The sequence below is a fragment of the Flavobacteriales bacterium genome, from assembly GCA_016700415.1.
Classification (GTDB): Bacteria; Bacteroidota; Bacteroidia; order Flavobacteriales_F; family PHOS-HE28; genus PHOS-HE28.
Window position 1 is genome coordinate 1,452,311 of the sequence record CP065018.1, and the last position, 14,742, is coordinate 1,467,052.

The 14,742-nt window shown below is 61.2% G+C and carries 4 protein-coding genes and 1 rRNA gene; 3 read left to right on the plus strand and 2 right to left on the minus strand.

The genetic code is table 11. From position 1 onward, the window contains the following. Positions 1-385: 385 nt before the first annotated feature. From IPP95_06185 to IPP95_06195, 3 genes are read left to right on the plus strand one after another with little or no spacing between them, the layout of a single operon-like run. The gene (locus IPP95_06185; protein ID QQS73806.1) at positions 386-11,362 is read left to right on the plus strand and encodes a choice-of-anchor J domain-containing protein; all 10,977 of its coding nucleotides are present in this window, start codon (positions 386-388) and stop codon (positions 11,360-11,362) included. After that, positions 11,322-11,897 carry a hypothetical protein gene (locus IPP95_06190; GenBank protein ID QQS73807.1) on the plus strand — a complete coding sequence of 192 codons (576 nt, stop codon included), beginning with the start codon at positions 11,322-11,324 and terminating at the stop codon, positions 11,895-11,897. The genes IPP95_06185 and IPP95_06190 overlap by 41 nt, the downstream gene beginning before the upstream one ends. Positions 11,898-11,940: 43 nt before the next feature. Then, on the plus strand, positions 11,941-12,567 hold the full coding sequence (locus tag IPP95_06195) for a T9SS type A sorting domain-containing protein (protein QQS73808.1): 627 nt from the start codon (positions 11,941-11,943) through the stop codon (positions 12,565-12,567). Positions 12,568-13,155: 588 nt separating this feature from the next. Here the strand turns inward: IPP95_06195 and IPP95_06200 are convergent. Next, complete coding sequence (locus IPP95_06200; GenBank protein QQS73809.1) at positions 13,156-14,493, minus strand: TlpA family protein disulfide reductase; 1,338 nt, start codon at positions 14,491-14,493, stop codon at positions 13,156-13,158. Positions 14,494-14,575: 82 nt separating this feature from the next. Beyond that, positions 14,576-14,688 (minus strand): 5S ribosomal RNA (gene rrf / locus IPP95_06205). Positions 14,689-14,742 lie beyond the last annotated feature (54 nt).

Genomic DNA, 14,742 nt, shown 5'->3' on the forward strand with positions numbered 1-14,742 from the left:
GACCGCGCGGAATGACATTCGCTCATGGAGCTGGTGCTTGGCCTGAGCCACTTCACCGATGCTTGAAGATCGGCCACCGGACCACTTGGACCTTCACGAGGGATCGCCGACGGGCGCGTGGACGCACGGCCGGGTTATGGGTTGCCTCCTGTTGAAAACATTTTATTCCTTGGTTGCTGTTGAATTGTGTTATTCCTTAGACGCCGAAAACCCCGATGCAGGTTTTATTAACAGCATGCACGAGAGCTCCCTCATCCTGCACCTGATCATTACCGCTGCCAATGCACACCGGGCCTCCTCCTACATGAGAGAGGCTTGACCAAGAAACCCGTTGCCCAAGACGATCCATACCCACTATACCCCACGAACCCCAAACCCCGCTGCCATGACCTCTTTCAACACCGCCCCGACCGCCACGTCCCTCCGCACTTGGTGGCAAAAGTTCTTACTGTTGACCCTGCTGGTGGCAGGAGCCTTCGCCACAGGTGCGAGCGCGCAGACCGTGACCATCGGTTCGGGCACGAGCACTAGTAGTTACTTGCCGATGTACAACTACTACGGCTACAACTATACCCAGCAGATCTACACGGCGGCCCAGATCGGCCAAGCGGGCAAGATCGACAAGATCCGCTTCATGGTGAACGCGGGCGGCCTGGTCAACGGTAATAGCTGGGTGGTCTATATGGGCAACACCACGAAGACCACCTTCGCCACCACGACCGATTGGGTGCCTTTGGCGAGCATGACCCAGGTGTACAGTGGCACACTGTCTACAGCCCCACCAATAACCCCGTTGTGGATGGAGATCACGTTGACCACGCCGTTCGTGTATAACGGCACGGACAACTTGGTGATCGCCGTGGATGAGAACACCTCCGGTTATACCAGCGGAACAACGTGGAGGGCCTTCGCCAGCGGAACGAACACGGGGATCTATTACTACAACGACACGAACAACCCCGACCCGGCAAGCCCTCCCACCGCCAGTTCACGCTCGGGCACCATCGCCCAGCTCCAGTTGAACTTCCTTCCTCCTTGCGTAGGAGTTCCTACCGCCGGGTCCATCCCCGCCTCTACCCCGGCCTGCATCGGTTCCACGGTATTGCTGACGGCCACCGGGGGTACGGTGGCGGACGGCCTTACCTACCAGTGGATAGAATCCCCCAACGGTCTCAGCCCCTGGGTCCCGGTATCCGGCGGCAGCGGTGCCACCACCCAGAGCTATACCACCCCCGCTTTCAGCAGCACGGCCTATTACCGCATGGTGGTGACCTGCACGGCCAGCGGCCTTACCGACAGCACGAACGTGGCCACGCTCTTCGATGGCACCATCCCCCCTTATGTCCCGTTCGACGGCGTCTCTTTGGTCCAGAACTTTGAAGCATGGGTGAACGGCTGTGCCACCTCGGACAAACCCTCGGTGAACTGGGTCAACACCCCCTCAACCGGCTTCAGTAGCTGGCGCCGTAACGACCAAGGAACAAGTGCCGGGTGGACCTCCACCTCCGGCAACTATACCCCGGCCTCCACCTCGGGTACGTATTCTGCACGTTTTCACTCCGTGGAAGCACCGCTCGCTTCCACCGGCACCATGGACCTTTACGTGGACATGTCCGCCGCGTTGGGCACCACGAAGTTGAAATTCGCCTACATCAACGTGGACGGGTCGGATGCTCTGAACGTATCGGTCTCCACCAACGGAGGGAGCAGCTTCACCGCGCTGACCTCCCCTGCTCTGGGCCAAGCCGCCACGTGGACGGAGTATGAATATACCGTCACCAGCACCTCGGCCACTACGGTCCTCCGCTTCCGGGCCACCTCCGATCTGGGCCTTTCGGACATCGGTTTGGACAATATACGCTTGGTGACCCCGTGCAACGGCACGCCCGTGGCCGCCTCCGCATCCGCCATCCCGGCCACGGTCTGCGTGGGCGGTACCACTGTGGTCACGGCCACCGGCATCGACCCCTTGGCCGGCATCTCCGTGCAATGGCAGCAATCCGATGACGGCATTAACGCCTGGGCGCCCGTCACCGGCGGCAGCGGTGCCACCACTACCGTGTACACCACACCGGCCCTCAGCATCCCGCGCTACTACCGCTTGGTACAGACCTGCTTCTACAGCGGCCTGCTCAGTTACTCCAATACGGTGCCCGTGCTGATGAACGACCCCGTGTATGCCACGTACAACAACGTTTCGTATGCTGAGGATTTCGAGGCTTGGCAGAACGTCTGTGGCACCACCGATGTCCCCTCCACCTCTTGGCGCAACACGCCCGTCACCGGTAACACGAGCTGGCGCAGGAACGACCAAGCTGCATCCGCCGCTTGGACCAGTCCCACCTTGGGCGGCTACACCCCTGTCTACAGCACCGGTGCCTATTCCGCCCGCTTCCATAGCTACACCGCCGGAGCCGGCCAAGGCAGCTTGGACCTCTATTTGGACATGAGCGCGGCCACGGGCGACAGCCGCCTGAGCTTTGACCACATCAACACCAGCGGGACGGACATCCTCCAAGTGATGGTCTCCACCAACGGCGGTGCCAACTTCACCCAGGTGGGCAACACCCTCGGCTTGAGCGCCACGTGGACCAACCGCTTCTTCGACTTCGCCAGCAATACGGCCACCACGGTGATCCGCCTGATCGCCACCGGCAGCGGCACCACGGACATCGGCGTGGACAACCTGCTCTTGGCCCCGGCACCTACCTGCATCACCCCGCTGAACTTGACTGCCGTGGCCACCTCGCTCACCAGCGCGAACATTTCCTGGAATGCCAGCCTCTCCAACCCGACCAATGGCTACCAGTGGGAGGTGCGCACCTCCGGTGCCGCCGGCAGCGGTGCCACCGGCCTTGAGGCCAGCGGTACCGTGGGCGCGGGCATCACCACCGCCTCCGCCACCCCGCTCACCACGGGCCTCACCTACAGCATCTACGTACGCGGGGATTGCGGCGGCAGCGATTACAGCGCATGGACCAGCGCTTTCAGCCTTTTCCTCGGCTATTGCACCCCGGCCCCCACTACCATCAACGGGACCGGCATCACCAACGTGGCCTTCGGTACGCTGAACAATCCTTCCGGGGACGAGGCGGGCCATTATGGCAACTACACGGCCCTCACCGGAGGCGATGTAAAGCAGACCCTCAATGCCAATGTGGCCATAACGTACAGCACCGGCGTCACTTACGGCACCAAGATCTGGGTGGACTGGAACAACAACTTGCTCTTTACCGATCCGGGCGAGCTGATGTACACCGGGCTTTCCTTGGCAACGAATCCCACCACGCTCAATGCCTCCTTCAATGTGGGCACACAAGCGATCGGCACCTACCGCATGCGCATCGGCGGCACCGACACGGACGCCGGCCCCTCCAGCCCCTGCTACACCGGCACATTGGGCACCTTCGAGGACTATACCTTGAACATCACCGCACCGCCGACCTGCATCGCACCGACCGCGCTGATCGCCACCCCCCAGCCCACCTCGGTGGACATGAGCTGGACCGCCAGCATCAGCATCCCCTCCATCGGTTACCAATGGGAGGTGCGTGCCAGCGGTGCCGGAGGCAGCGGTGCAACGGGTCGTGAGGCCACCGGCACCACCGGTCCGGGCATCACCACCGCCAACTCCGGGACCATCCCCACGGACTTGACCCACTATGTCTACGTCCGGGCGATCTGTGCCGTGGGCGACAGCAGCGTGTGGATCGGACCCGTGAGCTTCTACAATGGGTACTGTGCCGTTTCGGGGACGAACTCGACCTACTATTTCTCGAATTTCTCCACGACTGGCGGGTACACGAACATCTCGAACCTCAGTTCAGGTTACTCAGCGGGAGGTTATGGGAACTTTACAGCCCAAACCGTTTCTGCCAGCGCCGGGAATAGCTTCACCTTCATCGCCACTTGGCCGTCCTCAACCTACACCTTGGCCATCTGGGTGGACTGGAACGGTGACTTTGACTTCGCCGATGCAGGTGAGGCCGTCTATTCCTCCGGCGGGACCTACCTTCCGACACCCGCATCGAGCACGATCACGGTTCCACCCGGAACTCCTCTTGGTTCTTACCGCATGCGTATCCGGAACGGCTACTTGGGCGGGGCTCCATCCTCATGCGGTTCTTCAGCCTATGGAGAGGTTGAGGACTACACCCTATCCGTGGTCACACCGCCTGCCTGCTTGGCCCCGACCGGGCCGGCCGCCAGCAACGTCACGGCCACCTCGGCCGATCTGGCTTGGACTGCCAGCACCTCCCTGCCGGCCAACGGCTACCAGTGGGAAGTGCGCACCAGCGGCGCGGGCGGCAGCGGTGCCACCGGCCTCACCGATAGCGGGAACACCGGTGCCGGTATCGTCACGGCCAGCACGGCTGCCTTGGCGGCCAGCACCACCTACAACCTGTATGTGCGCAGCGATTGCGGCAGCGGCTTCAGCGCATGGGCGGCCTCGTCCGGCTTCACCACGCCCTGCACCTCTTTCTTGGCGCCATACACCCAAAACTTCGATGCCGCAGTGAGCCTGCCCAACTGCTGGGCGAACATCGGTGCGGAGCAATGGCTCTTCCATGTCAGTGGCCCCCCCGTCGGCCCGGATTACGGCCTGAACAGTGCAGTGGACCACACGTCCGGTTCGGGCAACTTCGCTTGGATCGACGGCTCCGGGGATATCCAAGCCAACAGCTTGGAGACCCCGATGATCGACATGAGCGCCCTGACCACCCCGCAAGTGGGCTTCTGGATGCTGTCCAACAACACCAATGACGTGGCGCAGAACCAGATCCAGTTGGATGTGTGGGACGGTGCCGTATGGATCACCCTGCTCACCTATGGCGGGAATTCACCGGCATGGCAGGAGCATACCGCCACCGTTCCCGGAAGCGTGCCCACCACGACCAAGTTCCGCTTGGTTGCACTACCGTCCATTGTTGGAGGCAGCCAGTTCTACAACGACCTGTTGATCGACGACTTGAACGTGATCGAGACCCCGAGCTGCTTGATCCCCACGGCCTTGGCCGCCTCGAACGTCACCGCCACCAGCGCCGATCTCTCGTGGACGGCAAGCACCTCCCTGCCGGCTAACGGCTACCAGTGGGAAGTGCGCACCAGCGGTGCGGGCGGCAGCGGTGCCACCGGCCTGACCGACAACGGGAACACCGGGGCCGGCATCACCACGGCCAGCACGGCTGCTTTGGCGTCCAACACCACCTACAACTTGTATGTACGCAGCGATTGCGGCAGCGGCTTCAGCCTGTGGGCGGCATCGTCCAGCTTCCATACCCCCTGCGATGCATTCCCCGTACCCTTCCAAGAAGGCTTCAATTCCGCATCCACCACCGAGGCCTGCTGGAGCGTGCTCAATGTGAACGCGGACGGCGATGCTTGGGACATGAACTATGCTACGAGCCCCTACGAAGGGGACCAAGTAGCCACGATCTACACGGACTACAATGCCGGGGCCAATAATGACTGGTTGATCTCCCCTGCCATCACCCTCACCGGGGCGGAGCAGCTCCGGTACTGGTACCGCGTGCAGTCCGCCGGTGAACCGAACGACTTTGAGGTGCTCTTGTCCACTACGGGGAACAGCCCCGGGGACTTCACCAACACCCTGATAGCGACCACCTCCTATAGCAACATCACCTATGCGGAGCAGATCACCAGCCTGACCTCCTATTCCGGCAATGTGTACATCGCATGGCACGTCCCCAGCGGCGGCCTTGATGGCTGGCGCTTGTATATCGACGACGTGAACGTGGAAGTCATACCGGTATGCTTCCCGCCCACCGGCATCGCGGTGAACCTGCTTTCCACCACCAGCGGGGAGCTGACCTGGACGGACAATGCTTCGGGTAGCTACAACTGGGAGCTGCGCACCAGCGGTGCGGGCGGCAGCGGTGCCACCGGTCTGGTCAACAATGGATCGGCAACCTCGGGTACGCCCGTCATCAACCTCGGCACATTGACCGCCAGCACTAACTATCAAGTCTACGTGCAAGGTTCGTGCAATGGCGGAGCTGACCTGAGCATCTGGGGCGGCCCGATCAACTTCTATTCGGGTTACTGCATCTCCACCGCCACCGGTGGAAGCACCTACTTCACGAATTTCACCACCACGGGCGGTTCAGCCACCATCTCCAATGCGACCGGCTATTCGGCCGGCGGCTATGGCGACTTCACGGGCCAGGCCGCAGCGACCTACGCCGGGGCCAGCGTGGGCTTCGCCACCACCATCGCGGGCGGCTCGGCTGGCACGACCATCTGGGTGGATTGGAACAACGACCTGGACTTCGCCGATGTGGGTGAAGTGGCGTACAACTTAAACGGCTACGGTTACAACCAAAGCGGTACGATCACGGTCCCCGGGGGCACTCCCTTGGGCAACTACCGGATGCGCATCCGTTGCGATTGGAACGCGACCAACCCCGTCGCCTGCGGTAACATCTCCAACGGGGAGACCGAGGACTACACCTTCACGGTGACGGCCCCTCCCGCATGCCTTGCCCCCACCGCACTCTTAGCTGTTCCCACGAGCACGACCGCAGCCAACCTGTCGTGGACGGCGAGCACCTCCCTCCCGGCTGACGGGTACAATTGGGAAGTGCGGACCAGCGGAGCTGGCGGCAGCGGCGCCACCGGCCTTGTGGCCAGCGGAAGCACCCTCGCCGGTGTGACCACGGCATCCGCCTCGGGCATTCCCGCCAGCACCACCATGGTGCTCTATGTGCAAAGCAATTGCGGCGTGGCCAACACAAGTTCATGGGCGGCATCGTCCAGCTTCTACACAGGCTATTGCACCCCTGCGCCAACCTCGGTGGACAATAGCGGTATCACCAACGTCACCTTCAGCGGGATCAACAACACCACGGGTGCCGAAGCGGGCAATTATGCTGACTACACCGGCCTGACCGGAGGTGACGTGCAACAGACCACGACGGCCTCGGTGAGCATCACCCTCGCCACGAGCTACACGTACGGCACGAAGGTCTGGGTGGACTGGAACAACAACCTGAACTTCAACGACGCCGGGGAACAGGTGTTCTACGTCCTGTCCAGCAATGCGAACCCCACCACGGTGGTGGCCAACTTCAGCGTGGGCAGCAACCCCTTGGGCAGCTACCGCATGCGCATCGGCGGTACGGACAACGACCTTGGCGGTGATCCCTGCTACACGGGTTCCTACGGCACCTATGAGGACTACACCCTCAACATTACCGCCCCACCTGCCTGCCCGACCCCTACCAACGCGGCCATCACGGCGATCACGGCCACCAGTGCCAGCTTCTCTTGGACCAACAGCGCCTCCGCTTTGACCTACGACTATGAGATCCGCACCAGCGGCGCGGCCGGCAGCGGAGCAACAGGTTTGGCCTACAGCGGCAACGTGGGCAGCAGCCCGGTGGCGCTCACGCTCATCTCGAACACCAGCTATACGGCTTACGTGAGGGGCATCTGCACCGTGCCCGACGTGAGCGCATGGAGCACCGGGGTGAGCTTCACCACGCCCTGCCTCCCTGCCAACATCCCCTACACGGAGGACTTCAACGCTGTGACCACACCGGCCATTCCAAGCTGCATGTCCATCCAGACCGTGAACGGCGCGGCATGGACCACCTCCGCCTTCCCTCCTGCAGGGATGACCGGAAATGCCGGATACAACTATGGCTATGCGACCAGTACCTCCAACACCAGCTCTTGGCTTTACACGGCGGGGTTGAACCTCACTGGTGGCGTCGCATACCGAGTTTCGTACAAGTACTCTAACCAGTACAACTTCTATACGGATGCACTGAAGGTGGCCTATGGCACCTCTGCACAGGAATCGGCCATGACCACGCAATTGGCCAACTATCCGGCGATCAACGACGGCCTCGTGCATCCTGCCACGGTGGATTTCACCCCCGCAACGACCGGTGTCTATTACATCGGGTTCCAGAAAAAGTCACCGACGACGGCATCTGGTTACTACATGTACGTGGATGACATTTCGGTGATCTTGGTTCCAAGTTGTGAGGCCCCCACTGCATTGGCCACCACGAGCGTTACCAGCACCTCGGCCTCCTTCTCCTGGACGGCCAGCACCTCCAACCCGGCCAATGGCTACCAGTGGGAGGTCCGCACCAGCGGCCTCGGCGGCAGCGGGGCCACGGGCCTGATCGATCTTGGGAACACCTTGACCACGACCGCGTCGACGGGCGTGGCACTCACGGCCAATACCACCTACCAACTGTATGTGCGCAGCGATTGTGGCGGTAGTAGCTTCAGTTCATGGGCGGGTCCTATGGCTTTCTACACCGGCTATTGCCTGCCCGCACCCAGCTCGGTGGACAACAGTGGTATCACGAACGTCAACTTCGGCGGGGTGAACAACACCACGGGAACCGAGCCCAACAACTATGGCGACTACAGCGCCATGGTGGGTTCGCTGATCGAGAACACCACGGCCACGGTGAACATCACCTTCCAGACCAGCTACACCTATGACACGAAGATCTGGGTGGATTGGAACCATGACCTGGACTTCGTTGATGTCGGGGAGAACGTCTATACCGGCGTCTCTTCGAGCAGCAGCCCCACCACGTTGGTCGCCACCTTCCCCATAGGCGCTAACCCTGTGGGCCAGTACCGGATGCGCATCGGTGGCGTGGATGTGGGACCTCCCACACCTTGTTACACCGGCACCTACGGGACCTATGAGGATTACACCTTGAGCGTGATCGCGACCCCGAGCTGCTTCGCGCCGACAGCGATAACGATCAGCAACGTGACGAGCACGTCCGCAGGACTGAGCTGGACGGACAACACCTCCGGCAGCTACAACTGGGAGGTACGCACCAGCGGCGCGGGCGGCAGCGGCGCCACCGGTCTGGTGCTCAGTGGCACGGCCGCATCAGGAATGCCGGCCACCGCCATAACCCCACTTACGGCCAACACCACCTACTATGCCTATGTGCAGGGTGTGTGCGGCGGTGGTAGCAGTGTTAGCATATGGGGAAGTTCAAGCAGCTTCTTCACCGGCTACTGCACACCGGTGGGAACGGGTACCACACACTACCTGAACTCATTCTCCACCACGAACGGCTTCACCAACATCAGCAACGTCAATTCCGGCTTATCTGCCGGGGGCTACGGTAATTTCACCGCCCAATCCGTGAGCAACATTGCCGGCGGCTCGGTGAACTTCTCCGCAAGCACCGCCGACGGGGATGATTACGTTTACATCTGGGTGGACTGGAACCACAACTTGGTCTTCGACGACCCCAGTGAACGCGTCTTCGGCACCACGGGCTACACGCCCAACCCCGTCACGGGTTCCATTGCCGTACCCGGTGGTACGCCCAACGGGAACTACACGATGCGGGTCCGCAACAGCTGGATCGGAGCGCCCACGACATGCGCCTCCAGTGCCTACGGTGAAGCGGAGGACTACACCTTTACGGTGAGCCCTCCCCCCACCTGCTTAGCCCCCACGGCCCTACTGGCGGCCCCTGGGCTGAGCACGGCCACGCTGAACTGGACGGCCAGCACCTCCGGCCCGTCGAACGGCTACCAATGGGAAGTACGCACTAGCGGTGCGGGTGGCAGCGGAGCCACGGGCCGAGTGGACAACGGCAACACTGCAGCCGGCATCACCACCGCGAACGCGACCGGACTCTCCAGCAGCACCACCTACTTCATGTACGTACGGGCCAACTGCGGCGGCGGCGACTTCAGCACATGGGCCAGTGGTGCGGCCTTCACCACGGGCGCGGCCTGCGGTGATGGCTTCACCGACACCGGTGGACCCACGCTCGACTATGCGAACAACGAGAACTGGGTGAAAACCTACTGCCGCTCCACCCCCGGCGATCAGGTGCGCGTGCTCTTCAGCAGCTTCAACACCGAGGCCAGCTATGACAAGCTGTTCATCTTCAACGGCAACAGCACCGCCGCACCGAAGTTCGCCAGCGCCAATGCTGCCGGATCTGGCAACACCACCTACGGTGCCGGTGGCTGGTGGGGTGATCTGACGACCGCCCTCCCCGGCCCCTTCACCTCCAGCAACGCCAGCGGCTGCCTCACCTTCGCCTTTGTAAGCGACGGCAGCGGCATCGCCCCCGGCTGGGCGGCCACCACCCAATGCGTAACGCCGAACAACACCTGTGCTGCGTCCACTCCGGTGCTCTGCGGCAACACGTACAACGGTGTTACCACGGGCGTTGCCCACAGCATGCCTGCCAGTGCCTGCCCATACAACGGCGCTGCGAGCACCGGTGGCCAGAACTGGTGGCTTTATACGGCCGCAGCTGACGAAGCGGTCACCGTGAGCACTTGTGGACTGTCCGACTTTGACACCCGGATCTCTGTGTTCTCCGGAACGGCCTGCAACAACTTGAGCTGCGTGGCCATGGTGGACAATAGCCCCGGATGCGCCAACGGCAGCGGTACTGTGACCTTCAACGCCACCACCAGCACGTCCTACTGGATCGCCGTGCATGGCGCCGGAGCGGCGGAGGGCACTTACCAGATGACCGTGAACTGTGCGACTGTCTGCACCCCGCCCGCCAATGACCAATGCGGCGATGTATTCCCTGCGTTGACCAACACAGTGGCTGACGGAACGGGTACACCTGCCCAGTACACCAACGTCTGCGCCACGGTGGACGCCCCGACAACTTGCTCCGGTGCTCTGCCCGTGCAAGGCGTCTGGTTCACCTTCAACACCGGCAACTTCGATCATACCCTGATCACGCTGCTGGACAATGGTGAGGACAACCAGTACTCGGCCAGCACGTTGAATTACGCCGTCTATTCGGGCCTATGTGACGGGCTCGGTGCCACCATCAGCGAAGGCTGCACGGTCGACGCCGGCGGGATCAATGTAGAGAGCCTGACCCCGAACACCGGGTACCGTTTGCTGGTGTACAATACCGGCGGTGCAGGTGTGGAGGGCACCTTCGGCCTGATGGTGGAACACCCGGCGCATAACGACGCGTCGATCAGCGCCATCCTCGATCCGGCCCCGGGCCTGCTCTGCGGCTCCACGATGGCCCCGCAAGTGACCCTGCTGAACAATGGGGACAACAACCTCACCAGCGTACAGATCACCTATGGGCTCTCCCTCGGGATCCCGTACGTCCACAACTGGACGGGCAACCTCGCCTACGGGGCATCCGCGACCATCACCCTGCCCACGGTCCCGGCCCAAGCGGGTCTGAACCAGACGCTCTCCATTTCCACCAGCCTCCCCAACGGTGTGGCGGATGACATTCCGGCCAACGATGGCCAGAACGTTGCTGTCGACGTGGGCGGTGAGGCCTTGGTAGTGGTCATTCAGAACGATGCCAATGATGGGAGCGGGCTGTACTGGGGAGATCTTTGACGATGGTTACAACACCGTCGCGAGCGGTCCCTCCTCAGTACCAGGGACCAATGAGCTGGTCAGTGAGTACCACTGCCTGCCCGTCGATTTCGGCTTCTGCTTCTACTTCCACTTGTACGACAGCTTCGGGGACGGCCTGTGCTGCTCCAACGGGAACGGGTACTGGGAGCTGCAACGACCGGACGGCAAGGTCCTCCTTCGTGACCTCTTCGACGGAGCCGTGGACGGGTCGTCTTCACCCACCTATTCCCCGGCCTACTCCGCCTACTTCGACCATGTCGTCTGCCTGCCTCCCGGCCCGGCCCAGATCGCGAACAAGTCCTGCGACATCTTCAACTTCACCATGAACAGCAAGGTGTATTGCCGCGAGGTGGTGGGAGCGACGAGCTACCAGTTCGAGTTCTCCAACCCCGATGCGGGCTACATCCGCCGGATCGCGGTGAGCACCAACTGGGTGCGCTTCAGCCAGATGCACACCAGCCCGCTGTCGCCAGGCGTGAAGTACTTCGTCCGGGCACGTACCAACGACGCTTAGCCCCGTTGCCAGCGCACACTTCGGCACAGGTTGCGAGGTGGGCATGACGCCGACGGTGCCTTGCACGGAGCTGATCAGCGCGCCCACCTACGGGCACTCTTGCGGCGAGGAACGCGCCTTCAACACCAACAACAGCTTCATCTATGCCACGCCGGTGGTGGGTGCGACGGAGTACCAGTTCCGCATCTTCATCCCCAGCGAAGGCTACGATGAGACCTTCATCCGCAGCACCTACATCCTGCAGTTGAAGTGGAACAACCGTCCGCCGATGGTCAACGGCTCCACCTACAGCGTGCAAGTGAACGTGAAAGTGGGCACGGAATACAGCGGCTTCTGCGGCCAGACCTGTACGATCACCATCAACAACGGCAACCCCCGCCCCGAGGCCAGCATGGCACAAGCCACTGGAACGGCGACGATGTGGCCGAACCCGGTGCGTGAAAGTCAGGTCAATCTGAGCATCGATGGTATCCAGGACGCGGACCAGAACATCACGGTGGACATCCAGGACATCTACGGCAAGCAGGTCTTCGCCAAGGAGTTCGGGAACAGCGGTGAGCGCTTCACCACCATCCTCGACCTGCCGAGCGACATCGCCAGCGGAGTGTACATGGTGAACATCACCGTCAACGGACAGAAGACCGTCCAGCGGTTGAGCATCATCAAGTAACCGATATAGCACCAAACGCCGAAGGGCCGCCTCAAATGAGGCGGCCCTTCGTGCTTTACGGACGGCGGCGAGCAACTACGTAACACGGCTGTGGCCGTACCTGCGGTAAATACCGTAGCACAATTCAGAAAACACTTGAACTTCCGGCCAGCTTCAACTCTCGCCGACCACTGTTTCCATCATTGGGGAGACCCGGCCGATCGGATCGCGTACTTCTTGCCCCGCATGGGACCACAATGGGGACCACTGCCATCTTCGAGCTTTGAATTACCGCGTTCCGATAGGCGTCGGACCGGGAACCGGCACTTCGAAGAATAATCTCGAACGGTCGTCACACGGATCCGATCTTCAGCCGGACGACCTACTTCTGGCAGACCGTGGTGCGATGAAGGAGGATGTTGGCACGATGTATCCAAAAGAAAACCTGGGTACGGTGCGACCGGCATGGGTCGAAGTCACGATGATACCGGAACGTGAAGTGGCCGCCGCACACCAGAGTGCGATGGCAGCGCTCTCCAGAACCATCCAGCCCATTATTGTAGGAGGGGGGGTGCCCCTTCCGGGAACCCTGACGATCAGCCCGAACTACTAATAGCGGTTTTGCAGGACCCGGCTCAACTCCTCCGCATCCACCGGCTTTGCCACGATCCGCATCTTATCATCCAGCAGGAAGAAACTGGGGGTCGCCTTTATCATGAAGGCTTGGGCCGCTTTGGAACCCCATCCGTTGAACTCACTGTAGCACTTCCAAGGAATGGCATTCTCTTCGATGCTCTTCAGGAAATCCACGCTGTCCACATCCAGTGCGATGCCAATGACGCGGAAGCCCTTGGCCAAGAATCGGGCCCGGTCCTTTTTCAACATGGGCATTTGGGCATGGCAATGCTCGCAAGTACTGGAGTAAAAGAATAGCGCGGTATAGGTATTGGCCTTGACCAATTTCGACAATGGCGTGATCACACCGCGATCGTTGAGATCGACATCCGGTGCGGTGCTTCCCACGGAAACCTGCATGAGGGCCTTCACCTTGGCACGCAATTCCGGTGCGACTGAACCGCTGTCCCCATCAGGCACCACATATCGATCGACCAAATGTTGCAAGGCGGTCTCCGGGCCATAGGTGGAGAACAGGTCGATGAGGTGATCGAGCATGTAGGACCGGCATTCGGGGTTGCGTTCCGCAAGGTGCATGAGCGTGTCGGCGCCCACAATGAACTGGTCCTCGATGACCACGTTGAGATTTTGCAGGAACACCATCACGGCCTTGTCATAGACGGAGGAGCGCATCAGCTCAGGGTCACTGAAGTCACAGGTGGCGGCCACTGCCATAGGTCCATTCCCCCTAACACCCCGTATGGCGTCATCCACTGTGAGCACCTTGGCAAAATAGCCTCCATTCCCATTGTGGACGAGTTGGTGGACATACTGTTCCTCCATGTGCATGGCCCGTTGCTCCACGGCATTCAACAGATCCAATTGCGCCGTATCCGTCGGGAGCAGCGTCAGTCTCTGCTGGGCCACAGCGGTACGCACGGCCTTGGTCTCTTTGGAAATGTACTTGAATTCCCACAATCGCTTGTTCTCGTCCGAGGTGCGGACCTGAACATGGTCCACGAGGGGGATGCCGTCAAAGCTGAGGTCCACCACCGGCTCGCGGCCATCCAGGATGAGATCCATCCGGTCCGTGTCGTTCAATGCCAAGCGATAAAAGCCGGCTGCTTTGAAGTCTTCCGGGAAACTGAAATCACCGGCATCATCCGTCCGGACGGAATCAACGGGCCTGAAGTCGTTGCCCCGGGCCACGGAAAGTACGACCTGCAAGCCCCCTGCGGCCTCTGCGATATGGCCTTGCAGGCGCTGCGCGCAAAGGTTGCCCCCCGCCAGCCCCGCGATCAGTGTGATGGAGAATACGAACGAATGCTTCATGTGCGGATGCAAAGGAAACATCATGCCGGACCATTCCGGTATGGGTAAAAAAAGAACCCCGCCTTTTGAGGGGCGGGGTTCAGATCGGCGACGACATACTCTCCCAGGACATCATCCTAGTACCATCTGCGCTGGTGAGCTTAACTTCTCTGTTCGGAATGGGAAGAGGTGGACCTCACCGCAATAGTCACCTAAAATCGTAACACGATCTTAAGAAATACTGCTAGACTGAACCAAAACAGACGATCG

Bases quoted from the DNA above. Each gene is read 5' to 3' on its own strand.
- IPP95_06185 (QQS73806.1), top strand. From the start codon at position 386: ATGACCTCTTTCAACACCGCCCCGACCGCCACGTCCCTCCGCACTTGG.
- IPP95_06190 (QQS73807.1), top strand. From the start codon at position 11,322: ATGCCAATGATGGGAGCGGGCTGTACTGGGGAGATCTTTGACGATGGT.
- IPP95_06195 (QQS73808.1), top strand. From the start codon at position 11,941: ATGACGCCGACGGTGCCTTGCACGGAGCTGATCAGCGCGCCCACCTAC.
- IPP95_06200 (QQS73809.1), bottom strand. From the start codon at position 14,493: ATGAAGCATTCGTTCGTATTCTCCATCACACTGATCGCGGGGCTGGCG.